The organism is Delftia acidovorans NBRC 14950, assembly GCF_001598795.1.
Lineage (GTDB): Bacteria > Pseudomonadota > Gammaproteobacteria > Burkholderiales > Burkholderiaceae_C > Comamonas > Comamonas acidovorans.
Window position 1 is genome coordinate 132,466 of sequence record NZ_BCZP01000014.1, and the last position, 21,601, is coordinate 154,066.

The window sequence follows — 21,601 nt, forward strand, 5'->3', positions numbered from 1 at the left end:
CGCCATGCTGATCTTCCGCTGGCTGGCCACCCTGCTGCTGCTGGCCTCGGCCGTCTCCTTCGCGTTCTACCTGGGCACGGGCCTGCCGCACTACAAGCGCTGGGGCTTCATCATCCTCAAGTGGACCGTGATTGCCGGCGTGACCTTCTTCGCCGTTCTGTTCTTCGGCCGCATCGTCTGAGGGCAGCTCTGACTCGCATCCCATCCAACGCAATTGCGATAGCGAGATCGAGACCATGGCGCTTGCGGGGGGCGCGCTCAGGCGAGAGACAGCAAGCAAGGGCCGCCCCGCAGCTAGGCTGTCGTCCCCCTCAGGGGGAGTCAATACACCCTGCCGCCCTTGTAGACCGCATGCTGGCGGCGCTGCAGCTGCGTGACCTCGGCCATCTTCGACATGGCGGCGCCCGCATGGGCGTGGGTGATGGCCAGGCCCAGGGCGTCGGCTGCGTCAGTGCCGGGCAGGCCGGGCAGTTGCAGCAGGCGGCGCACCATTTCCTGGATCTGGCTCTTGGCCGCGCGGCCGTGGCCTGTCATGGCCTTTTTCATCTGCAGTGCCGTGTATTCGGCGACCGGCAGGCCTGCATTGACCAGGGCCGTGAGCGCGGCGCCGCGCGCCTGGCCCAGCAGCAGCGTGGACTGGGGGTTGACGTTGACGAAGACGATTTCCACGGCCGAGGTGTCGGGCTGGTAGCGGCTGGCGACTTCCGAGATGCCGTCGAACAGCAGCTTGAGCCGGCCCGGCAGGTCGCCGAGCGCGATGCCGGTGGTACGGATGGTGCCGCTGGCCACATAGGCCAGGCGGTGGCCGTCGACGTCGATCACGCCGAATCCCGTGGTCTGTAGCCCGGGGTCGATTCCAAGAATGCGCATGGCGTGACTGTAGCCGTTCAGGGGATGACGGCGCTGGGCATTCTTTGCATGACCGTGCGCGTGCGCTGCAGCAGATAGCCGGAGTTGGGCAGCTTCTCGAAGCGCTTGGGCTGGGGCAGCATCACGGCCAGGCGTGCGGCCTCGGCCGCGCTGAGCTGGGAGGCGCTCTTGCGGAAGTAGTGGTGGGCTGCAGCCTCCGCGCCAAACACGCCCTGGCCCCATTCCACGCTGTTGAGGTAGATCTCCAGGATGCGCTGCTTGCTCAGCATCAGTTCCAGCAGCTGGGTCAGCACCAGTTCCTGGCCCTTGCGCAGCAGGCTGCGTTCGCCCGACAGCAGCAGGTTCTTGGCCAGCTGCTGGGTGATGGTGGAGCCGCCGTAGATCTTGGGCGCCTTGCCGTTGTCTGCCTTCTGGGCACGGGCTTCGGCGCGCTGGTTGCGCTGCCAGGCCTTCTCGATGGCCTCCCATTGCACCCCGTGGTGTTCGGTGAAGCTATCATCTTCGGAGGCGATGACGGCGCGCTTGAGCGTGGGCGCGATGCGGTCGTAGGGCAGCCATTGCTGGCTCCAGTGCAGGCCTTCGGAGCTGCGCAGCATCTGCCAGGCCTCGGAGCGCTGAAAGGCCGTGGATTCAGGATCGACCACCACCATCAGCGCAATGCGCAGCACAAAGAACAGCTGCAGCAGCAGGCCGGCGCACAGCACCAGCAGCAGGGCGCGTGCCAGGGATTTCATAAAGCGCTCAGCCGCCTTGAGCAATATGGGCGCGCAGCTCGTTCAGCACCTGGGCCGACGGGGGGCGCACGCCGCGCCACAGCGCGAACGATTCGGCGGCCTGCTCCACCAGCATGCCCAGCCCGTCGCGGGCCTGGGCGCCATGGTGCTCGGCCCATTGCAGGAAGCCCTGGGCTGCGGCGCCGTACATCATGTCGTAGGCCAGGCTGCCAGGCCGCAGCACGCGGGCCGGCACGGGCACCTCGGCACCGGCCAGGCTGCTGGCGGTGGCGTTGATGACCACGTCGAAATCCTCATCCACGGCCTGCTGCTCCAGCGCCACCAGTTCCACGCCATGGTGCGCGGCGATGGCGGCATGGCGCTGCACCAGGGCCTGGGCGCGCTCGAAGGTGCGGTTGACCACGGCGATGCGGCGCGGGCGCTCGGCAAGCAGCGAGCCCAGTGCGCCGGCTGCGGCGCCACCCGCGCCCAGCAGCAGCAGGTCGCGCCCGGCCAGCGGCACGCCCGCATTGCGCACGATGTCGGCCACCAGGCCCAGGCCGTCGGTGTTGTCGGCATGGATGCCGTCCGCCGCCAGCACCAGGGTGTTGGCGGCGCCGGCCAGTTGCACGCGCTCGCTGGAGGTGGTGGCCAGCTGTGCGGCTTCCAGCTTGAAGGGCACGGTGACATTGCAGCCGCGTCCGCCTGCCGCGACGAAGCCGCGCACAGCCTCGGCAAAGCCTTGCAGCTCCACATGCTGGCGCTCGTAGTGCAGGTCCTGCCCGCACAGTTCGGCAAAGCGGGCATGGATCCAGGGCGAACGGCTGTGCGCGACGGGGTTGCCCATGACGCAGTAGCGGTCGGATGAGGTGGCGGCGGAAGTCATGTCGGAAAAGGAGGGTGCGCGAAGAGAGGAGGAGGGCGCTACTGCACGGTCGTCTGCAGCGTCTGCTCGCGGGTGAACTTGAAGCGCGAGACCACGGCGATCTGGTCGGCCTTGGCGCGCATGGCGGGGCCGAAATGGCCGAAGGGGCCGGCCGCACGCGCAATGGCCTCGGCGCGGGTGTCCAGCAGGCGGTTGCCCGAGCCCTGCACGATCTCGGTGGACAGCACGCGGCCGTCGTGGTTGACGGTGAGGATCATGACCAGCTCGCCGTAGAGCTTCTTGCCGGCCTGCTCGGGGAAGTTTTCCGTGCCCTTGTCCTCGACCTTGCGGCGCAGGCCGTCGTAGTAGATGGCGTAGACGGCCTCGCGCGTGGACGGGCTGATATAGCGCTTCTTGGGGCGGGCGTTTTCCTCGTTGATGCGCTTTTCGATCTCGGCCAGCAGCTTGACCAGCTGCTGGCGCTTTTCCTGCTGGGCCTGCTGCTCCTTGGTCTGCTTGGCCGCCTCGCGCGGGTCCAGCGGCGGCAGGGCCGCGACCTGCTTGCGCAACTGCGTCAGCAAGACGGTCTGCTGCTCCTGCATGGAGTCGATCTGGCGCTGGCGTTCCTCGAAGTCGTCGCCCACGGCCGTGAGTGCCGAGTAGGGCATGGGGCTGGAGGCCCGGCCCTTGTCGGCCTCGCCGCCTCCGGCCAGCGAGGTCTGCGCTATGGCCTGCGCCTTGTCGGGCTGCTCGTTGGCGCGGGCATTGACCAGGATGACTTCCAGCGGCGTGTCCTGGAACACGCGGTCGAAGCGCTCCGGGTCGATGAACCGGAACGAGAACAACCCGGCATGCAGGGCGATGGAAACGCCCAGTGCCAACTGCAGCGTGCTCAGGGAACGGAGGGCGGTAGGCAGTTTCACGTCAGATCTGGGGCAGTTGCTCGGATGTGAGGCAGGTCAGGGCTGGGCGGGGTCGGCCGCCGGTGTGCCATCGGTCTCGTTCATGTCCACGGCGATGGCGATGGGGCCGGCCACGGCTTCCTCGTCATCCTCGGCGCTGTCTTCGTTGCCGTCGGCAGCGGCCGCCGCATCGCCATCCAGGCGCTCGATCAGCGTGCCCGAGACATCGAGCGCGATCTCGTCGATCTCGCCCAGGCGCACGCGCACATGGGCGCCGCGCGGCAGGCCGGTGACGCCCAGCACGGGGAAGACCAGGGGCAGGTCATCGGCGCGCACCAGCAGGCCGCCGCCCATGCCTTCCTTGATGACGGTGGCCGTCAGCTCGGTGATGGCGTGCTGCTGCAGGTACTTGAGCGTCCAGAACCGTTCCATGCCGGCCTGGTAGCCGTTGTAGGCGCTGTAGGCACCGTCGAAGCTGCTGATGATGCCGAACAGCTCGGCATCCTTGGGCTTGAACGGCGCGGCCAGGGCGGCGGTCTTGCCGTGGCGCGCGCAGGCAATGATCTGCCACTGGTTGACCAGGTCCACGTAGCGGCGCAGCGGCGAGGTGGCCCAGGCATAGCTCTTGACGCCGATGCCTGCATGGGGCTGCGCCTTGGTGGACATGCGCACCTTGATGCCGGGCGCCAGGCTGGCCTGGCTGCGGTAGATGCCGGGCACGCCGAGCTCGGCCATCCAGCCGCCCCAGGTGCTGTTGGCCACGATGGCGGCCTCGGCCACGATCAGGTCCAGCGGCGCGCCGCGCTTGCGCACGCTGATCTCCACCTGCTCGTTGCCGCGGGGCTCGGCGCCGCCGTTGCCCACGAGGCGGAAGTTGTAGTCGGGGCGGTTGAAGTTCTCGGGCTTGCCGCGCACCAGTTCGCGCCCGGCCTTCAGGTGCTTGGCCCAGCGCTGCAGGAACGTCAGTTCGGCGCGCTTGCCTTGCAGCACTTCGGGCGTGCCCTCGACCTCGAAGGAGGGGTCGGCCAGCCACTGCTCGGTGACGATGTGGTCCAGCTTGTCATGGCGGAAGTTGACCTGCACGGGCACGCGCTCCAGGCGCGTCTCGCTGGCCGTGGTCTCCAGCGTGGCCTCGTCCACGGTGACGTACAGCGATACGGCGGGGTTGGCGCGGCCTTCGTCCAGCGTGTAGATCTGCACCACCTCGTCGGGCAGCATGGTGATCTTGTAGCCGGGCATGTAGACGGTGGACAGGCGCGAGCGGCCGAGCTGGTCCAGCGGCGTGCCCGGCACGATGGCCAGACCGGGCGCGGCAATGTGGATACCCACGGTGACCGTGCCCGTGCCCAGGCCGCGCACCGACAGCGCATCGTCGATTTCGGTGGTGGCCGAGTCATCGATGGAAAACGCCTGGACCTCGGCCAGCGGCAGGTCGGCCGGTGGCTGGGGTGCCTGCAGGGCCGGGAACTGCGTGCCCTTGGGGAAGTGGTCGAACAGGAAGCGCTTCCAGTGGAACTCGTAGGCCGATTCAATGGCGCCGGCCCTGTGCAGCAGGTCCAGCGGGGCCAGGCGCGTGGCGCGGCTGGCCTCGACCACGGCCTTGTATTCGGCGGCGTTCTTGTCGGGGCGGAACAGGATCTTGTAGAGCTGCTCGCGGATGGGGCCGGGGCATTCGCCGGCGCCCAGCTGTTCGGCCCAGGCCGTGATCTGGGCCTGGATCTGCTTTTTCTTCTCTATGCCGGCCAGCGCCTGCTGCAGGATCTCGGCCGGCGCCTTCTTGAAGCGGCCCTTGCCGGAGCGGCGGAAGTAGTGCGGTGCGTCGTAGAGGCGGAACAGCGCGCCGGCCTGCTCGGCCAGCGTGGCCTTGTCCGAGAAATAGTCGCGTGCAAGGTCGGCAAAGCCGAATTCCTCCTCGGGGGCGAATTCCCAGGCCAGGTCCAGATCGATCTGGGCGGCCTGCGCCTGTGCCTGGGCGATCAGTTCGGCAGGCGCCGGCTTGTCGAACTTGAGCAGGATGTTGGCCGACTTGACCTTGACCCGTTTGCCCGAGTCCAGCTCCACCTGGGCGGAGGTGTCGGCTTCGGAGAGGATGCGGCCGGCCAGGAACTTGCCGGATTCTTCAAACAATGCGTGCATAGCCCGACATTCTCCCATGCTGCGGCTGGCAGCTGCCGCGCAGTCTTGCGCGGCATCAGGCCAGATTCAGGAACTCGTCCAGCTGAGGCAAGTACTCCTCGAAGTTGCTCAGCGCGTGATCGCCGCCCTCCTGGATGATCTGCAGTGCATGCGGATAGCGTGCGCTCATCTCGCGCCAGTCCAGCACCTCGTCGCCCTCGGCCGCCAGCAGCATTTCGGGGGCGGCCGGTGTCATATGGCGCGTGTCCAGCGCGCGCAGCTCCTCGATGTATTCGCGGCGGAAGAAGAAACGCTCCTCCGGGTTGTGCCAGGAAGTCTGCTCGCCGATGTACTTTTCAAGATCGCGCGCCGGGTTGACGGCCGGGTTGATCATCACGCTGCGGCAGCGCGCCAGCTGGGCCACCCAGCTGGCGTAGTAGCCGCCCAGCGAGGAGCCGATCACGGCCATGGTCTCGCGCGGCCAGCTGCCGATGCCATCGGCAATCAGGGCAGCCGCTTCGCGCGGGGAAGGGGGCAGTTGTGGGCTCCACCAGCGCACATGGGGATGGCGCGTGGCCACATGCTCGGCCAGGCGCCGGGCCTTGTTGGATTGGGGAGAGGAGCGAAAGCCGTGCAGGTACAGCAAATGGGTGGTGGTCATGGCGGGCGCTCTCCTTTGCGTTGCTGGGGCCGGGCGCGGGATGCGGCCCGGACGGCTCATGGCCCATTGTGGCCGCTGCGGCAGGCGGCGCCCAGCAGGGAAGGCCCGGGCCGACAGCTGGATGACAACCGCCTCCGTGGGCAACCCTGCGCCGGGCTGGGCCGCATGCGCCACGGGATAATGGCGGCCCGTGCCCGCGACCGACCATCCCCGTGACCGAATTCGACAAGCCCTCCCTCTGGCAACGTGTTGCCCCGCTGCTGCGGGGCTTTGACTTCTGGTTGCTGCTGTTCGTGGGCATGCTGGCGTCGGCGGGGCTGATCGCCATGTACTCCTCGGGCTTCGACCACGGCACGCGCTTCACCGACCATGGGCGCAACATGCTGATCGCGGCGGCCATCCTCTTTGTCGTGGCCCAGATTCCCCCGCAGCAGCTCATGAAGGTGGCCGTGCCGCTGTACATGCTGGGCGTGGCGTTGCTGGTGGCGGTGGCGCTGTTCGGCATCACCAAGAAGGGGGCGCAGCGCTGGGTCAACGTGGGTGTGGTGATCCAGCCCAGCGAACTGCTGAAGATCGCCACGCCGCTGATGCTGGCCTGGTGGTTTCAGCGCCGCGAGGGCCAGCTGCGCGGCACGGACTTCGTGATCGCCATGGTCCTGCTCCTGGTGCCCGTGGGGCTGATCATGAAGCAGCCCGACCTGGGCACCTCGCTGCTGGTGATGGCCGCAGGCCTGTCCGTGATCTTTTTCGCGGGCCTGCCCTGGAAACTCATCGTGCCGCCCGTGCTGGCCGGCGCCATCGGCATCACGCTTATCGTGCTGTACGAGCCCCAGCTATGCGCCGACGGCGTGCGCTGGCCCGTGCTGCATGAATACCAGCAAACCCGTGTCTGCACCCTGCTGGACCCCACGCGCGATCCGCTGGGCAAGGGATTCCACATCATCCAGGGGATGATCGCCATCGGTTCGGGCGGCGTCTGGGGCAAGGGCTTCATGGCGGGCACCCAGACCCACCTGGAGTTCATCCCCGAGCGCACGACCGACTTCATCTTCGCGGCCTATTCCGAGGAGTTCGGATTGGTCGGCAACCTGTTCATCATCGTCTCCTTCCTGCTGCTGGTCTGGCGCGGGCTGGCCATCGCCATCCAGGCCAACTCGCTGTTCGCGCGGCTCATGGCGGCAGCCGTGGCCATGATCTTCTTCACCTATGCCTTCGTGAACATGGGCATGGTCAGCGGCATCCTGCCCGTGGTCGGCGTGCCGCTGCCCTTCATCAGCTATGGCGGCACGGCCATGGTCACGCTGGGGCTGGCGCTGGGCGTGCTGATGTCGGTGGCGCGCTCGCAGCGGCAGCTGCCGGGCGAGGGCGGCGGGCCGCTCTGAATCGCACTTTGCGGCGCCAAAGGTGCCCGCAAATGTCAAAGAGTCTGGATGCCTGCGGTATCGGGCGTCGCATTCCTTCCTGCGATTTGGCTTGGAAAATGAGACGCCAAAAGCGCTGGTTGCTCCTTTTTTGATAGCTTCTGCGGGAGTCTGCTCACTTGCCACCGCCGCCAGGGCAGGCTACAAAGCAGGTGCGGACATGGGCCAGCATGTTCGCCATCCACGCGGATGCATGCCTACGGAATGCCGCTCAGCCTGGTGGAGCGGCATTCCGTTCTTTTTTGTGGGTTGGCAAGCCGCTGGCCGCAGCCGTTGCACGGCGAGGGCATGGCCGGCTCTCTACAATGCGTGAATGATCTCCCGCGAACCCACCATTGAACGCCTGGCCACAGCGCGCCAGTTGCTGCTTGAGCCCTTCGGGCTCGATGAAACCCATCTCGCGCGCGCACTGGCCGAGATCCGCAGCCACCAGGTCGACGACGCCGACCTCTACTTCCAGTACACCCGCGCCGAAGGCTGGAGCCTGGAAGAGGGCATCGTCAAGACCGGCAGCTTCAGCATCGACCAGGGCGTGGGCGTGCGTGCGGTCAGTGGCGAGAAGACGGCATTTGCCTATTCCGACGATATTTCCGAAGCCTCGCTGCTGGATGCCGCGCGCACCGTGCGCTCCATCTCGGGCGCGGCCCAGAGCAAGCGCGTGCGCGCCAATGCTCCCAAGATTGCGCAAAGCCGCTCGCTGTATCCCGGTCTGGACCCCATCGCCACGCTGGACAGCACGGCCAAGGTCGAGCTGCTGGGCAAGGTCGAGAAACTGGCCCGCGCCAAGGACCCGCGCGTGGTCCAGGTCATGGCCGGCCTGGCCAGCGAGTACGACGTGGTGCTGGTGGCCCGTGCCGATGGCACGCTGGCGGCCGACGTGCGGCCGCTGGTGCGCCTGTCGGTTACCGTGATCGCCGAGCAAAAGGGCCGGCGTGAGGTGGGCTCTGCCGGCGGCGGTGGCCGTTTCGGGCTGGCCTATTTCAGCGACGAGCAGATCACCCAGTACGTGGACGAGGCCGTGAGCGCGGCCCTCACCAACCTGGAATCCCGTCCCGCGCCGGCTGGCGAGATGACCGTGGTGCTTGGCCCCGGCTGGCCCGGCGTGCTGCTGCACGAAGCCGTGGGACACGGTCTGGAAGGCGACTTCAACCGCAAGGGCGCCAGCGCCTTCAGCGGCCGCATCGGCCAGCGCGTGGCTGCCAAGGGCGTCACCGTGCTGGATGACGGCACGCTGGCCGATCGCCGCGGCTCGCTCAACGTCGATGACGAAGGCTGCACCAGCCAGAGCAATGTGCTGATCGAGGACGGCATCCTCAAGGGCTACATCCAGGACGCGATGAATGCCCGCCTGATGGGTGTCAAGCCCACGGGCAACGGCCGCCGCGAAAGCTATGCCCACATTCCCATGCCGCGCATGACCAACACCTACATGCTCGGTGGCGACCGGGAGCCGCAGGAAATCGTGGCCTCGATCAAGAAGGGCCTGTACGCCACCAACTTCGGCGGCGGCCAGGTCGATATCACCAGCGGCAAGTTCGTGTTCTCCGCCAGCGAGGCCTATTGGGTCGAGAACGGCAAGATCCAGTACCCCGTCAAGGGCGCGACCATCGTGGGCAGCGGCCCGGAATCGCTCAAGCACATCACCATGATCGGCAACGACATGCGCCTGGACAGCGGTGTGGGCACCTGCGGCAAGGAAGGCCAGAGCGTGCCCGTGGGCGTGGGCCAGCCCACGCTGCGCATCGACGGCCTGACGGTGGGCGGCACGGCCTGACGGTCCCATGCCCGCGCCCTGCACGGCAGGCCGGGCCCTGTCCTGCCTGACGCGGCCCGCCGCGTTCGGTGGGCGCCGCCCGGCGCCGATTCCATGACCCAGCTTTCCTTTTCCTCCCGGCCAGGCCCGCGGACCTCCGTCCATCCCCTGCGCAGCCTGCCGAAGCAATGGCGTGCCTGGGCCGGCGAGTCGCGGCTGAGCCGCTTCTGGCAGCATGAGCTGATCGTGGGCGACCTGCAGCCCATGCACCAGCAACTGGCCTTGCTGGCCGTCGCGCTGGACGAGTCCGTGCGCGTGCGCTATGCGGGCAGCCCGCGCCCCGCGGTGGAAGACGCCATACAGCAGCTTGACCTGGCGGTGCTGGACCACCAGCACTTTCTCACCACGCTGGCCACGGGCTGGCATGCCCTCTACGAATTTCCTGCCTACCAGCGTCTGCTCAAAGGCTTCAGGGAGGCCGTCCACGCCTGGCAGCAGTCCGTGCTGGTGGGCGATGCCCAGGAGCCCGAGCACTTCCGGCGCTGCGAGCGCCTGGGCTGGCGTCTGCTGGGCGATGCCTGCCTGCTGACGGACATGTTTGCCGAATCCGCTGCCGTGGCCGGCGAAGCCGATGTGACTTCCATCCTGTCTGGTTACAAGGCGCGCCGATGGCAACCCTTGAGCGCCGTGCGCCTGGCCCTGCGCAGGCTGCGTGACGCGTTGCTGCGGCGTTGATCGCGCCCCTGCGTGACGCGCAGATGCATCATTTCCCGGGGTTTGCACGTTTTCATGGCTGATGGCAATAAAACTGCATGGCAACGTGATTTTCTACATATGCCTGAAGAATTTTTGCGTGAAACTGAGAAAAAAGCAGTTTTTTTGCGTCAATGATTTTGTGCTTTCTCTCTGTGGCACGGTGAAGGGCTGCTTCCCCGCCCTCATGTCCATGTTGCACTGCGAAAAATGACTGTGCTACATTCGATCCCCATGCAAGCCCGTGCCTCCTTCTACTTTTACTTTTGGTTCTCCTCCCCGGCGGAAGAGAGGTAAGCGCGCGCACCCGAACAAACCTCCCTCAAAACCGCCGAAGCTGTAAAGCCCGGCGGTTTTTTGTTTTTCCCTCCCGATTCTTCGCTCCGTTTTCCACGATCCATCTTTCCTCACGAAAGCAAGCAATGACTGCTCATCAAGCTTCCCTCGCCGATTCCTGGTATCGCGGCGGTTCCCAAAAGACTGGCCAAACCGACGACGCACGTATCAAGGACATCACCGTGTTGCCCCCTCCCGAGCACCTCATTCGCTTCTTCCCCATCCGCGGTACGGCCGTGGAAACCCTGATCGGCGACACCCGCCGCACCATCCACAACATCATGGCTGGCGAGGATGATCGCCTGCTGGTCATCGTCGGCCCCTGCTCCATCCACGATCCGGCAGCCGCCATCGAGTACGCACGCCGCCTGGCGCCCATACGCGAGCAGTACAAGGACACGCTGGAGATCGTGATGCGCGTGTACTTCGAAAAGCCGCGCACCACCGTGGGCTGGAAGGGTTTGATCAACGATCCCTACCTGGACCAGAGCTACCGCATCGACGAAGGCCTGCGCATTGCGCGGCAACTGCTGATCGACATCAACCGCCTGGGCGTGCCGGCCGCCAGCGAGTTCCTGGACGTGATCTCGCCCCAGTACATTGCCGATCTGATCAGTTGGGGCGCCATCGGTGCGCGCACCACGGAAAGCCAGGTCCACCGTGAACTGGCCTCGGGCATCTCGGCGCCCATCGGCTTCAAGAACGGCACGGACGGCAACATCCGCATCGCCACCGACGCCATCCAGTCGGCCAGCCGCGGCCACCACTTCCTGTCCGTGCACAAGAATGGCCAGGTTGCCATCGTGAACACGGCGGGCAACCAGGATTGCCACGTCATCCTGCGCGGCGGCAAGACCCCCAACTACGACGCGGCCAACGTGGCCGCTGCCTGCGAGGATCTGGAAAAGGCCGGCCTGCCTCCCACGCTGATGGTGGACTGCAGCCACGCCAACAGCTCCAAGCAGCATGAGCGCCAAAAGGATGTGGCACGCGACATCGCCGGACAGATCAGCGGCGGCTCGCGCAGCGTCTTCGGCGTGATGATCGAAGGCCATCTCGTGGGCGGCGCCCAGAAGTTCACGCCCGGCAAGGATGAGGTGGCTGCGCTGACCTATGGCCAGAGCATCACCGATGCTTGCCTGGGCTGGGATGATTCCCTGGCAACGCTGGCCGAGCTGTCCGACGCCGTGCAGCAGCGCCGCGTCAAGCATCCCGAGCCGGCTGCGGCCCTGGTTGCCGCCTGAGCCGGAAAAGAAAACGGGGCATGCATGCCCCGTTTTTTCCATGTCCCGGTTTGCTTGTTCAGTGTGGCGGCGTGGCGTCCGGCGGGGTCAGTCCGCCCTGGTTCAGCGTGTCGTCTATGCCCAGCAGCAGGACCAGCAATTGGCGCTTGTCGAATGCCACGGGCTGGCTCCATTCGTGCTCGGCCAGTGGATGCACGTGGCTTTGGCAGGGCAATTGGCCGCGGGCATCGACCACGGCACGCAGCCGGGGCAGGAAAACCCACTGCAGCCATTCCTGCAGCTTGAGCGTGTCGTACATGAACGGCATGGTCGATGCCATGGCCTCAGGGCTGGGCGCCACGGCCGACCAGAGGCTCTGGCTGCGCAACTCGTCTTCGAGTTGCTGCAACTGGTCGAGCAGTTTCTGGTGCGTGGTGTCGGTTGTCATGCGGTGAGGTCCATGAAAAAACGGGGCCAAATTTGTCGGCCATTGTACGTTTGCACCTTTGGGCAGGCGCTGGCAGGCCTTGAAACACCTGCTGGCGGCAGTGCCGACTCCAGCGCCGGTGCCAGTCTCTGGCACTTGAGGCATGTCAGCTTGCCCGGGGTGTGGAAAAGGCGCTTGCGGTTAAGCTCAGGGCATGAGTGACAGCCCTGTCTGCATGAGCAGGCACAGGGTCGTATCCCGTAATGAAGAGAGGAGTTCCATGCGCAGCGAAGTGATTGTGGTGTTGGATGCCGGACAAGAGTACCGCACGGACACCAGCGGGCTCACCCCCATGAGTTCCGATGAAGGACGGCATTGGCTGGACCAGCAGTTCATCTCCATGGACTGCGAACCCCTGCGCGCCAGCGGCAAGGTTCTGCTGGCCGACAAGCTGGTGGTGGTGGCGCGTGCGGCGCGTTCGCGCTCCGGGCTGTTCGACGACGAGCAATGGCGCAACAGCTATGCCGTGGCCGCCCAGGCCGTGCTGTCCAAGCCGCTGATCCGTGTCGATGTGCCGGCCATGTCCATCAGTTACTGACGACGGACAGATCGAGATACAGCAAAGAAGCCTGGGCATGACCCGGGCTTTTTTCATTGGGGGCCGTGCCCGGTTCAGCCTGTGGCTTGCAGCGCCGCCAGCAGCTTGGGGTGAATGCCACCGAAGCCGCCATTGCTCATGCACACCACGTGGTCACCGGGGCGGGCGGCTGCGCGGATCTGCCCGATCAGCGTATCGATGTCTGCAGCCACCTGCGCCTTGTGACCGGCTCCCACGCCCAGGGGGCGCAGCGCCTCGGCAGCATCCCAGTCCAGGCCGGCCGTGTGGCAGAACACCAGATCGGCGCTTTCCAGGGCCCAGGGCAGTTGCGACTTCATGGTGCCCAGCTTCATGGTGTTGCTGCGCGGCTCGAACACCGCCAGGATGCGCGTCTGGCTGGCGAGCTTGCGGCGCAGGCCGTCCAGCGTGGTGCGGATGGCCGTGGGATGGTGGGCGAAGTCGTCGTAGACGGACACGCCACCCGCCATGCCGCGTAGCTCCATGCGTCGCTTGACGTTCTGAAAGCGCGCCAGCGCTTCGCAGGCCTGCGCCGGCGTCACGCCCACATGCTCGGCCGCTGCAATGGCGGCCAGCGCATTGAGCTGGTTGTGCTCTCCGGTCAGTGCCCATTCCAGGCGCGCGACCTTGTGGCCACGGTGCAGTACGTCGAAGGCGCCGGGATCGCCCTGGGCACTGAAATCGCTGACCACCGCACCGAAGCTGGAGACCTCGCTCCAGCAGCCCTGGTGCAGCACGCGGGTGATGCTTTCCTCTATGCCGTTGACCACCAGCCGCCCGGAGGCGGGAACGGTGCGCACGAGATGGTGGAACTGGCGTTCGATGGCACCGAGGTCCTCGAAGATGTCGGCGTGGTCGAACTCCAGGTTGTTGAGCACGGCCGTGCGCGGGCGGTAGTGCACGAACTTGCTGCGTTTGTCGAAGAAGGCCGTGTCGTATTCATCGGCCTCGATGACGAAGACGGGCTCCGCGCCGGCCGGCCCCTGGCCTGGCGTCGGTCGGCTGGATGCGCCCAGGCGGGCCGAGACGCCGAAGTCCAGCGGCACGCCGCCGACCAGAAAGCCGGGAGCCAGGCCTGCGCATTCGAGAATCCAGGCCAGCATCGACGTCGTGGTCGTCTTGCCGTGGGTGCCGGCCACGGCCAGCACATGGCGCGGGCAGGACGGATGGTGCAGCACCTGTTCGCAAAGCCATTGCGGACCGCTGGTGTAGGGAGCGCCGCTTTCAAGAATCGCCTCCATCAGCGGGAACTTGGGGCTGCCGTCGGGCAGCCGCGCGCGGCTGACCACGTTGCCCACGACATACATGTCGGGTTGCAGGGCCATCTGGTCGGCGCCGTAGCCCTCGATCAGGTCGATGCCCAGTGCACGCAACTGATCGCTCATCGGCGGATAGACGCCGGCGTCGCAGCCTGTGACGCGGTGCCCAGCCTCGCGCGCCAGTGCGGCCAGTCCGCCCATGAAGGTGCCGCAGATGCCCAGAATATGTATGTGCATGGCCGGGCATTCTACGGTTGCCGTCATGTCCGGGAGGGCTGTCCTGCAAAAACAGGAGCTTGCGGCCCAGCAGGCGCGGGGTCCCGGAAACACAAGGTTGCGAAATCGCCGTTGCAAGGCGCTGGCGGGAACGTGCAAAGCCCGTCTGCGGCCGGCGGTGCCGCGGCTTGGGTCACAATGGCCCGGGGCCATCCGCAGGGAAGGCCTCTTATATATATGTAGGGATACAGCGGATCGGAAAGCCATGGACCAAGCCACTGCCGAAATTGCCCAGACCGCGGCCCGCCTCGTGGTCGAGGAAGGGCTGGAATGGGGGGCTGCCAAGCACCGCGCACTTCGCCAGCTGGGGCTGCCCGCGCGCACCGCGCTGCCGGGAAACGACCTGGTGGAAGAGGCCGTGCGCGAATACATTGCCCTGTTCTGCGCCGACACCCAGCCCCAGGAACTGCAGGCCCTGCGCGAACTGGCCCTGCAATGGATGGACCGCCTGGCCGAGTTCCGACCCCATCTGGCCGGCGCCGTCTGGCGCGGCACAGCCACCCGCCTGTCCGATATTTACCTGCAGCTGTTCTGCGACGACCCCAAGTCGGCCGAGATCGCGCTGATCAACCAGCATGTGGAGTACGAGCCCAGCACCGTCACCGGCTTTACGGGGCAGGCCGTGGAGGCCTTGAGCATCCACGCCTTCTGCCGCCCTTTGAACGAGTCCGTGGGCGTGCATCTGCTGGTGTATGACCATGATGATCTGCGTGGCGCACTCAAGCCCGACGGCCAGGGGCGCAGCCCGCGCGGCAGCGCCGAGGCGCTGCGCAGGCTGTTGGATCAGGATGAAGAGGAGGCCGACCGTGGCTGATTCAGTGGATGCAGGGCAAAACACATCTTCCCGCCGCCGTTGGCTGATGGGCGGCGTTGCCGCCGCCGCAGGCCTGGGTGGGGCAGGGTTTGCGTGGTGGCGTTTTCAGCCGCACGCCATGGATGCCAGTGCCGAAGAGCAACTGTGGCAGCAGCGCTTCATCACGCCCGATGGCTCGGCCATGACGCTGTCGCGCTGGCGCGGCAAGCCGGTGCTGGTCAATTTCTGGGCCACCTGGTGCCCGCCCTGCGTGCGCGAGCTGCCCATGCTCGATGCCTTCTCGGCGCGCCAAAACCAGCATGGTATTCAGGTCATTGGCCTGGCCGTGGACAAGCCGGAGGCCGTGCAGCGCTTCCTGGGTCGCACACCCCTGCGTTTCCCTGTGGCGCTGGCGGTGGAAGGCGGTCTGGGCCTGACCCGCTCGCTGGGCAATCTGCAGGGCGGACTGCCCTTCACCGTGCTGCTCGGCGAAGATGGCATGGTGCAGCAACGTAAAATAGGTGAGCTTACTACCGAAGATCTGGCTTCCTGGAGCGCAAAAGGCTGATTTTTCGCATCGCCGAAGCTGTGAAAGCTCAGGAAATGCCCTGAATTCCATGGCGACGTTGATGAAAAATATGCCTCAAAGCACGCAGAAGGGCGAAATTGGAGTAAATTCGCGCCCTATTTAGTTGTTAGCCGCTGGAGCTCCCATGGATTTGCGAAAACTCAAGACCCTCATTGATCTGGTGTCCGAATCGAACGTGTCGGAACTGGAGATCACCGAAGCAGAGGGCAAGGTCCGGATCGTCAAGAGCGAAGGCGCCGTGGTGCAGCATTATGTGGCAGCGCCCATGCAGGCTCCCATGGCCGCGCCGATGGCGGCACCCGTCGCCGCTGCCCCCGCAGCGCCCGTGGCGGCACCGGCCGAGGCAGCCGTCTCCGGCCACGTGGTGAAGTCGCCCATGGTCGGCACTTTCTACCGCGCCTCCAGCCCTGGCGGCAAGCCCTTCGTGGAAGTGGGCAACCAGGTCAAGGAAGGCGAGACCATCTGCATCATCGAAGCGATGAAGATTCTCAACGAGATCGAAGCCGACAAGAGCGGCACGATCACGCGCATCCTGGGCGAAAACGGCCAGGCGGTAGAGTACGGCCAGCCCCTGTTCGTGATCGAGTAACCTGCAGGCGAGCGATGCCGCAAGCGGCACGACGCCCTGGCGCGAACGCATGCCGCGGCGCGACAGAGCAATTGGCTCAACTGACGGCTTCGGCCTGCGTACCGGCGCAGGCACCAAGTCGCGAGGACCTTCATGTTTAAGAAAATTTTGGTTGCCAACCGGGGCGAGATTGCCCTGCGCATCCAGCGCGCCTGCCGTGAACTGGGCATCAAGGCGGTGATGGTGTATTCCGAGGCCGACCGTGACGCAAAGTACGTCAAGCTGGCCGATGAGGCCGTGTGCATCGGCCCCGCGCCTTCGCCGCTGAGCTACCTCAACATGCCGGCCATCATCTCGGCCGCCGAGGTGACCGACGCCGAGGCCATCCACCCCGGCTACGGCTTTCTCAGCGAGAACGCCGACTTTGCCGAGCGCGTGGAAAAGAGCGGTTTCACCTTCATCGGCCCCACGCCCGAGAACATCCGCACCATGGGTGACAAGGTCTCGGCCAAGCAGGCCATGATCAAGGCGGGCGTCCCCTGCGTGCCCGGCTCGGATGGCGAGCTGCCTGACGATCCCGTGCAGATCCGCCGCATCGCCAAGGCCGTGGGCTATCCGGTGATCATCAAGGCCGCAGGCGGCGGCGGTGGCCGTGGCATGCGCGTGGTGCATACCGAGGCGGCGCTGATCAATGCCGTGCAGATGACCAAGGCCGAGGCCGGTGCGGCCTTCGGCAATCCGGCCGTCTACATGGAAAAGTTCCTGCAGAACCCGCGCCATGTGGAAATCCAGATCCTGGCGGACAACCACCGCAACGCGGTCTACCTGGGCGAGCGCGACTGCTCCATGCAGCGCCGCCACCAGAAGGTCATCGAGGAAGCTCCGGCTCCGGGCATTCCGCGCCGCCTGGTCGAGAAGATCGGCGAGCGCTGCGCCGCTGCCTGCAAGAAGCTGGGCTACCGTGGCGCCGGCACCTTCGAGTTCCTCTTTGAGAACGGCGAGTTCTACTTCATCGAGATGAACACCCGCGTGCAGGTGGAGCATCCGGTGACCGAACTGATCACGGGCGTGGACATCGTGCGCACCCAGATCATGGTGGCCGCAGGCGAGAAGCTGCCCTTCACCCAGCGCCAGATCAATGCCCAGCTCAAGGGCCATGCGATCGAGTGCCGCGTGAATGCCGAGGATCCCTACAACTTCATGCCGTCGCCGGGCCGCATCACCATGTGGCATGCCCCCGGTGGCCCCGGCGTGCGCGTGGACTCGCACGTCTACAACAACTACTTCGTGCCGCCGAACTACGACTCCATGATCGGCAAGATCATCGTCCACGGCGACACGCGCGAGCAGGCGCTGGCGCGCATGCGCACGGCGCTGCTGGAGACCGTGGTCGAAGGCATCAAGACCAATATCCCGCTGCATCAGGATCTGATGGTGGACGCCAAGTTCATGGAAGGCGGCACCAACATCCATTACCTGGAAGAGTGGCTGGCGCACCGCAACGCCAACAAGCGTTGAGCAGGTCGCCCGATTGACCCTGCATGCTGGCCCCCGGCGACGGCGGCCAGCATTTTCATTTATTGCATAGAAAAGGATGGGCCCATGTTCGAGTTGAGCCTGCTGTGCCCGGAAGACCGGGTTGAGACCGTCAGCGATGCGCTGGATGCGCTGGACGCCCTGAGCGTATCGGTGGAGGATGCCGACGCGCAGACTGAGGCCGAGCAAGCCCTGTTCGGCGAGCCCGGCATGCCGCCGCCCAAGGACGGCTGGCAGCGCAGCCGCCTGGTGGCGCTGTTCCCCTCGCAGCAAGCGGCCGAAGAGGCGCGTGATCTGCTGCTGCCCCAGGACTTCTTCGAGGGCTGCAGCATCATCGCCGTCAAGCAGGTGCCGGAGCAGGACTGGGTGCGCCTGACGCAGTCGCAGTTCGCCCCGGTGGACATCACGCCCGAATTCTGGATTGTTCCCACCTGGCACGAGTTGCCGCCCGAGGCGCGCGTGAGCATCCGCCTGGACCCGGGCCTGGCCTTTGGCACGGGCACGCACCCGACCACGCGCATGTGCCTGCGCTGGATCGCCCGCCAGCCCCAAGGCAGTCTTGGCCGCACGCTGGACTACGGCTGCGGCTCGGGCATCCTGGCCATTGGCGCTGCCAAGTTCGGTGCCACCGACATCGACGCGGTGGACATCGACCCGGCAGCCGTGGAGTCCACGCGCTACAACGCCGATGCCAACGCCGTGCAACTGAAGGCGGGCCTGCCCGATGCCGGAAACGGCGAATACCGCACCGTGCTGGCCAACATCCTGGCCACGCCGCTCAAGGTGCTGGCGCCGCTGCTGTGCGGCCGCGTGGCAGCGGGTGGAAGCCTGGTGCTGGCCGGTATCCTGGAGCGCCAGGCCGACGAGCTCAAGGAGGCCTATGCGCCGTACCTGGCGCTGGAAGTGGCCGACAGCGAAGATGGCTGGATCCTGATGACCGCGCGCCGCGCGGCCTGATTTCCGGCCCGAGTCCCCGCGCGGCCCCGCCTTCGTGGCGCGGGCCGCGAGCAGCTGCCTACAATCGATCGCTGATGAGCCAAGTCACCCGCTGTCCTGCCTGTGGAACCCGCTTCAAAGTGGTGGCCGACCAGCTGCGAATTTCGCAGGGGTGGGTGCGCTGCGGCGTCTGCCATGAAGTGTTCGATGCCTCCGAGGACCTGCAGCCCCTGCCCACGGCACCTGTGAATGCGGCCGGCACCTCGGTGGCCGGCACTCCGGTGGCCGGCGGGGCATCACACAACCCGGCCGAATTCGAGGACGATGACATCCGCGAATTCAGGGAATCCATGTGGCTGCCGACGGCGCCGAGCGGATTGCCGGGGCGGGGCGCATCGGGGCCTGCTGCACCTGTTGCGCCCTCTGTACCTGCCACACCTGCCGCACCTGCGGTATCCACCGCAACCACGGCTGCCGCTGCCAGTGCCGAGCCTTCGCCGTCCATGCCGCCGGCCGAGGTGCCGGCTCCAGAGGCTCCGCCTTCGCCCCCTGTGACCGCGAAGGACCCCTCCGCCAGCGCTGCCGAAGAGTCGGGCAGCGCGCTGCCTGGAGCGTCGCTGGTGGACGAGATCCTGGCTGCGTCCCGGGCAGCGCCGAAGTCCCCGCTCGCCGCCCATGCCGAGCAGGCCGTTGACGGCCTGCTCGGACCCGAGCCTGACACTGCGGCTCCTGTGCCCGCACCGGCAAAGGATGAGGAAGGCGCGCCGTTCACACGGCCCCATAAGCCATCCGACAAGCCATCCGACAAGTCGTCCGATGCGCCTGCGCCGTCCGTGCCAACCGGCCTGCTGCGGGAATCGGAGCCGCAGGCGCAGGCCTCCGTGCCTTCGCCGGAGTTTTCCCGCTGGCCGGACAGCGATGGCGAAGGCAGCGGTGAGGCTGCTGCCGCGCTGCCCGAGGCCGAGCCCGGCTTTGTGCGCCAGGCGCGGCGCAAGGCCTTCTGGCGCCGGCCTGCCGTGCGCGTGGCGCTTGTGCTGGGCAGCCTGCTGGGCGTGGGCGCCTTGGCAGGCCAGGTCATGTGGGGCCAGCGCGATGCGCTGGCCGTGCAGCATCCTTCGCTGGCGCCCGCGCTGCAGGCCCTGTGCGCCATGGCGGGCTGCGAGCTGCAGCCACGCCGCCAGATCGGCGATGTGGTGATCGGCAGTTCGGGTTTTCGGCAGCTGCCGCGCAACGGCCAGTACCAGTGGAGCCTGAGCCTGGAGAACCGCTCGGACTTCCCCGTTGCCATGCCCGCTGTCGAACTCACGCTCACCGATGCCCAGGACAAGCTGCTGCTGCGGCGCGTGATCCGGCTTGACCAGTTCGGCGCGCCCGCGCAGATCGAGGGCCATGGCGAGTGGAGCGTGACGGCCCCGGTCGAAGTGCAAGGCCTGGAGGCGGCCGTGGCCGGCTATCGCGCCCTGGTTTTTTATCCCTGAATCCCCCTGACTTTTCAAGAAAGCCGAGACACACCATGGCCGCTCTCATCTGCGGATCGCTTGCGTTCGACAACATCATGACCTTCGAGGGAAGGTTTGCCGACCAGATCCTGCCTGACCAGTTGCACATCCTCAATGTGTCCTTCCTGGTGCCCACGTTGCGCCGCGATTTCGGCGGCTGCGCGGGCAACATCGCCTACGCTTTGCGCTTGCTGGGCGGCGATGCCTGGCCCATGGCCATGGTGGGCAGCGACGGCGCCGACTATGTGCAGCGCCTCGACGAACTGGGCGTGCAGACCGCGCACATCGGCCAGCTGCAGGACACGCACACGGCCCAGTGCATGATCATGACGGACCGTGACAACAACCAGATCACGGCCTTCCACCCGGGTGCCATGATGCAGGCCCACGGCAACCGCATCACGCCAGAGCTCAAGGAGCAGGTGCGCGTGGGCATCATTGCACCCGATGGCCGCCAGGCCATGCTTGAGCATGCCCAGCAGTTCAAGGCGGCCGGCATTCCCTTTGTGTTCGATCCGGGCCAGGGCCTGCCCATGTTCGATGGCCAGGAGCTGCGCAGCTTCATCGAGCAGGCTGACTGGGTGGCCGTGAACGACTACGAGGCCCGCATGCTCAGCGAGCGCACGGGCTGGAGCCTGGAACAGATTTCCGGGCAGGTGCAAGGCCTGGTGGTGACGCTGGGGGCAGAGGGCTGCGAGGTCTGGGTGCAAGGCGCCAAGACCCTGGTGGCGCCGGTGCAGCCCGCCGCCGTGGTCGATCCCACGGGATGTGGCGACGCATGGCGTGGCGCCATGCTGTTCGGCCTGGAGCGTGGCTGGGACCTGGTGCGTTGCGCCGAACTGGGCAACCGCCTGGGCGCGCTCAAGATTGCCAGCCGTGGCCCGCAGAACTACGTGCTGGACTTCGCCCAGCCCTGAAGCCGGGAACACCGGCCGGCGGCGCAGCCGCGGTCTTCACAATGAAAGATGGCCCCCACGCTTGCCTCGCTGCGCAAGGACCGCTGCCCCCCGAGGGGGCACTTTTTCATCTTGGGGCGGCCCGGCGATGAAAAAAGCCCGACTCCAAAGAGCCGGGCTTTTTGCTTTGAGACCGGAAAAGTCTCAGGGCTTGTTGCCTGTGGGGAAGGGCCATGCGGCTTGGGGAGCCAGGCGGGTTTGCGCGATGGGCGCGGGTGCGGCAGCGGGAGCTGCAGGCGCGGCAGCGGCGGGAGCTGCTGCGGCCTTCTTGGGGGCAGCGGCCTTCTTCGGGGCTGCAGCCTTCTTGGCGGGAGCGGCAGGAGCTGCTGCGGCCTTGGCGGGCGCTGCGGCAGGCTTGGCAGCTGCAGCGGGCTTCTTGGCAGCAGCAGGAGCGGCAGCCTTCTTGGCGGGAGCAGCGGCCTTCTTCGCGGCAGGTGCAGCAGCCTTTGTGGCAGCGGGAGCAGCGGCCTTCTTGGCAGCAGGAGCAGCAGCCTTCTTGGCAGGAGCAGCGGCCTTCTTTGCGGCAGGTGCAGC

General features: G+C 66.5%; 21 protein-coding genes and 1 pseudogene. 13 read left to right on the forward strand and 9 right to left on the reverse strand.

Translation table 11 applies throughout. The annotated features are described in order from the left end of the window. Window positions 1-4: 4 nt before the first annotated feature. Entirely contained in the window at window positions 5-181 is a 177-nt protein-coding gene (locus tag DA1_RS31060; protein WP_169807222.1) for a hypothetical protein, read from the forward strand. 140 nt (window positions 182-321) lie between these two features. Here the strand turns inward: DA1_RS31060 and ruvC are convergent, their stop codons facing one another. Genes ruvC through DA1_RS18670 form a run of 6 tightly spaced genes read right to left on the reverse strand, consistent with a single transcriptional unit; the run spans window position 322 to window position 6,126 of the window. Next, complete coding sequence (ruvC, locus tag DA1_RS18645; protein WP_012203410.1) at window positions 322-870, reverse strand: crossover junction endodeoxyribonuclease RuvC; 549 nt, start codon at window positions 868-870, stop codon at window positions 322-324. Window positions 871-887: 17 nt separating this feature from the next. Next, window positions 888-1,604, reverse strand: coding sequence for a monofunctional biosynthetic peptidoglycan transglycosylase (mtgA, locus tag DA1_RS18650; protein ID WP_034390498.1), 717 nt, complete (start codon window positions 1,602-1,604; stop codon window positions 888-890). Between the two features lie 7 nt (window positions 1,605-1,611). Then, window positions 1,612-2,469 (reverse strand): shikimate dehydrogenase, encoded by an 858-nt coding sequence (gene aroE / locus DA1_RS18655; protein WP_012203412.1) that lies wholly within the window; start codon window positions 2,467-2,469, stop codon window positions 1,612-1,614. 38 nt (window positions 2,470-2,507) lie between these two features. Next, complete coding sequence (locus DA1_RS18660; RefSeq protein WP_012203413.1) at window positions 2,508-3,371, reverse strand: energy transducer TonB; 864 nt, start codon at window positions 3,369-3,371, stop codon at window positions 2,508-2,510. 36 nt (window positions 3,372-3,407) lie between these two features. After that, complete coding sequence (locus tag DA1_RS18665) at window positions 3,408-5,486, reverse strand: ribonuclease catalytic domain-containing protein (protein WP_034390501.1); 2,079 nt, start codon at window positions 5,484-5,486, stop codon at window positions 3,408-3,410. A gap of 55 nt (window positions 5,487-5,541) precedes the next feature. Next, a complete protein-coding gene (locus DA1_RS18670; RefSeq protein WP_012203415.1) occupies window positions 5,542-6,126 on the reverse strand; it encodes a YqiA/YcfP family alpha/beta fold hydrolase in 585 nt (194 codons plus the stop codon). Between the two features lie 212 nt (window positions 6,127-6,338). Here DA1_RS18670 and rodA point away from each other — a divergent pair, with 212 nt between their 5' ends. From rodA to DA1_RS18690, 4 genes are all read left to right on the forward strand, one after another. After that, a complete protein-coding gene (gene rodA, locus DA1_RS18675; RefSeq protein ID WP_013804102.1) occupies window positions 6,339-7,508 on the forward strand; it encodes a rod shape-determining protein RodA in 1,170 nt (389 codons plus the stop codon). A gap of 352 nt (window positions 7,509-7,860) precedes the next feature. Further along, entirely contained in the window at window positions 7,861-9,321 is a 1,461-nt protein-coding gene (gene tldD, locus DA1_RS18680) for a metalloprotease TldD (protein ID WP_012203417.1), read from the forward strand. A 93-nt stretch (window positions 9,322-9,414) separates the two neighbouring features. Beyond that, complete coding sequence (locus DA1_RS18685; RefSeq protein WP_034390505.1) at window positions 9,415-10,035, forward strand: hypothetical protein; 621 nt, start codon at window positions 9,415-9,417, stop codon at window positions 10,033-10,035. Window positions 10,036-10,475: 440 nt separating this feature from the next. After that, window positions 10,476-11,633 carry a 3-deoxy-7-phosphoheptulonate synthase gene (locus DA1_RS18690; protein WP_012203418.1) on the forward strand — a complete coding sequence of 386 codons (1,158 nt, stop codon included), beginning with the start codon at window positions 10,476-10,478 and terminating at the stop codon, window positions 11,631-11,633. Window positions 11,634-11,691: 58 nt separating this feature from the next. Here the strand turns inward: DA1_RS18690 and DA1_RS18695 are convergent, their stop codons facing one another. Then, a complete protein-coding gene (locus tag DA1_RS18695) occupies window positions 11,692-12,060 on the reverse strand; it encodes a YqcC family protein (RefSeq protein WP_034390510.1) in 369 nt (122 codons plus the stop codon). 259 nt (window positions 12,061-12,319) lie between these two features. Here DA1_RS18695 and DA1_RS18700 point away from each other — a divergent pair, with 259 nt between their 5' ends. Next, complete coding sequence (locus DA1_RS18700) at window positions 12,320-12,637, forward strand: hypothetical protein (protein ID WP_012203420.1); 318 nt, start codon at window positions 12,320-12,322, stop codon at window positions 12,635-12,637. Between the two features lie 74 nt (window positions 12,638-12,711). On the opposite strand, the gene mpl is transcribed toward DA1_RS18700, so the two are convergent. Next, window positions 12,712-14,151, reverse strand: a complete 1,440-nt coding sequence (gene mpl / locus DA1_RS18705) for a UDP-N-acetylmuramate:L-alanyl-gamma-D-glutamyl-meso-diaminopimelate ligase (RefSeq protein WP_034398170.1) — start codon at window positions 14,149-14,151, stop codon at window positions 12,712-12,714. Between the two features lie 244 nt (window positions 14,152-14,395). Between mpl and DA1_RS18710 the strand changes: the two genes are divergently transcribed. From DA1_RS18710 to DA1_RS18740, 7 genes are all read left to right on the forward strand, one after another. Then, on the forward strand, window positions 14,396-15,004 hold the full coding sequence (locus tag DA1_RS18710; protein ID WP_013804096.1) for a hypothetical protein: 609 nt from the start codon (window positions 14,396-14,398) through the stop codon (window positions 15,002-15,004). Between the two features lie 46 nt (window positions 15,005-15,050). Continuing rightward, window positions 15,051-15,551, forward strand: a complete 501-nt coding sequence (locus DA1_RS18715; RefSeq protein WP_034390512.1) for a TlpA family protein disulfide reductase — start codon at window positions 15,051-15,053, stop codon at window positions 15,549-15,551. Between the two features lie 145 nt (window positions 15,552-15,696). Beyond that, window positions 15,697-16,161, forward strand: a complete 465-nt coding sequence (gene accB, locus DA1_RS18720; RefSeq protein ID WP_012203424.1) for an acetyl-CoA carboxylase biotin carboxyl carrier protein — start codon at window positions 15,697-15,699, stop codon at window positions 16,159-16,161. A gap of 132 nt (window positions 16,162-16,293) precedes the next feature. After that, a complete protein-coding gene (gene accC, locus DA1_RS18725; protein ID WP_012203425.1) occupies window positions 16,294-17,658 on the forward strand; it encodes an acetyl-CoA carboxylase biotin carboxylase subunit in 1,365 nt (454 codons plus the stop codon). An 84-nt stretch (window positions 17,659-17,742) separates the two neighbouring features. Then, the gene (prmA, locus tag DA1_RS18730; protein ID WP_012203426.1) at window positions 17,743-18,633 is read left to right on the forward strand and encodes a 50S ribosomal protein L11 methyltransferase; all 891 of its coding nucleotides are present in this window, start codon (window positions 17,743-17,745) and stop codon (window positions 18,631-18,633) included. 74 nt (window positions 18,634-18,707) lie between these two features. After that, complete coding sequence (locus DA1_RS18735) at window positions 18,708-20,090, forward strand: zinc-ribbon and DUF3426 domain-containing protein (RefSeq protein WP_034390515.1); 1,383 nt, start codon at window positions 18,708-18,710, stop codon at window positions 20,088-20,090. Window positions 20,091-20,125: 35 nt separating this feature from the next. Continuing rightward, complete coding sequence (locus tag DA1_RS18740) at window positions 20,126-21,028, forward strand: carbohydrate kinase family protein (RefSeq protein ID WP_012203428.1); 903 nt, start codon at window positions 20,126-20,128, stop codon at window positions 21,026-21,028. 183 nt (window positions 21,029-21,211) lie between these two features. On the opposite strand, the pseudogene DA1_RS18745 reads toward DA1_RS18740, so the two are convergent. Next, a pseudogene (locus DA1_RS18745) lies at window positions 21,212-21,601 on the reverse strand (hypothetical protein); the annotation flags it as partial.

Excerpts from the sequence above, each read along its gene's own strand:
- ruvC (WP_012203410.1), bottom strand. The coding sequence starts at position 870 with ATGCGCATTCTTGGAATCGACCCCGGGCTACAGACCACGGGATTCGGC.
- aroE (WP_012203412.1), bottom strand. The coding sequence starts at position 2,469 with ATGACTTCCGCCGCCACCTCATCCGACCGCTACTGCGTCATGGGCAAC.
- accC (WP_012203425.1), top strand. The coding sequence starts at position 16,294 with ATGTTTAAGAAAATTTTGGTTGCCAACCGGGGCGAGATTGCCCTGCGC.
- DA1_RS18700 (WP_012203420.1), top strand. The coding sequence starts at position 12,320 with ATGCGCAGCGAAGTGATTGTGGTGTTGGATGCCGGACAAGAGTACCGC.
- accB (WP_012203424.1), top strand. The coding sequence starts at position 15,697 with ATGGATTTGCGAAAACTCAAGACCCTCATTGATCTGGTGTCCGAATCG.
- DA1_RS18685 (WP_034390505.1), top strand. The coding sequence starts at position 9,415 with ATGACCCAGCTTTCCTTTTCCTCCCGGCCAGGCCCGCGGACCTCCGTC.
- DA1_RS18695 (WP_034390510.1), bottom strand. The coding sequence starts at position 12,060 with ATGACAACCGACACCACGCACCAGAAACTGCTCGACCAGTTGCAGCAA.
- DA1_RS18690 (WP_012203418.1), top strand. The coding sequence starts at position 10,476 with ATGACTGCTCATCAAGCTTCCCTCGCCGATTCCTGGTATCGCGGCGGT.
- DA1_RS18740 (WP_012203428.1), top strand. The coding sequence starts at position 20,126 with ATGGCCGCTCTCATCTGCGGATCGCTTGCGTTCGACAACATCATGACC.
- prmA (WP_012203426.1), top strand. The coding sequence starts at position 17,743 with ATGTTCGAGTTGAGCCTGCTGTGCCCGGAAGACCGGGTTGAGACCGTC.
- mpl (WP_034398170.1), bottom strand. The coding sequence starts at position 14,151 with ATGCACATACATATTCTGGGCATCTGCGGCACCTTCATGGGCGGACTG.
- mtgA (WP_034390498.1), bottom strand. The coding sequence starts at position 1,604 with ATGAAATCCCTGGCACGCGCCCTGCTGCTGGTGCTGTGCGCCGGCCTG.
- DA1_RS18735 (WP_034390515.1), top strand. The coding sequence starts at position 18,708 with ATGAGCCAAGTCACCCGCTGTCCTGCCTGTGGAACCCGCTTCAAAGTG.
- tldD (WP_012203417.1), top strand. The coding sequence starts at position 7,861 with ATGATCTCCCGCGAACCCACCATTGAACGCCTGGCCACAGCGCGCCAG.
- DA1_RS18665 (WP_034390501.1), bottom strand. The coding sequence starts at position 5,486 with ATGCACGCATTGTTTGAAGAATCCGGCAAGTTCCTGGCCGGCCGCATC.
- DA1_RS18710 (WP_013804096.1), top strand. The coding sequence starts at position 14,396 with ATGGACCAAGCCACTGCCGAAATTGCCCAGACCGCGGCCCGCCTCGTG.
- DA1_RS18670 (WP_012203415.1), bottom strand. The coding sequence starts at position 6,126 with ATGACCACCACCCATTTGCTGTACCTGCACGGCTTTCGCTCCTCTCCC.
- DA1_RS18715 (WP_034390512.1), top strand. The coding sequence starts at position 15,051 with ATGGGCGGCGTTGCCGCCGCCGCAGGCCTGGGTGGGGCAGGGTTTGCG.
- DA1_RS31060 (WP_169807222.1), top strand. The coding sequence starts at position 5 with ATGCTGATCTTCCGCTGGCTGGCCACCCTGCTGCTGCTGGCCTCGGCC.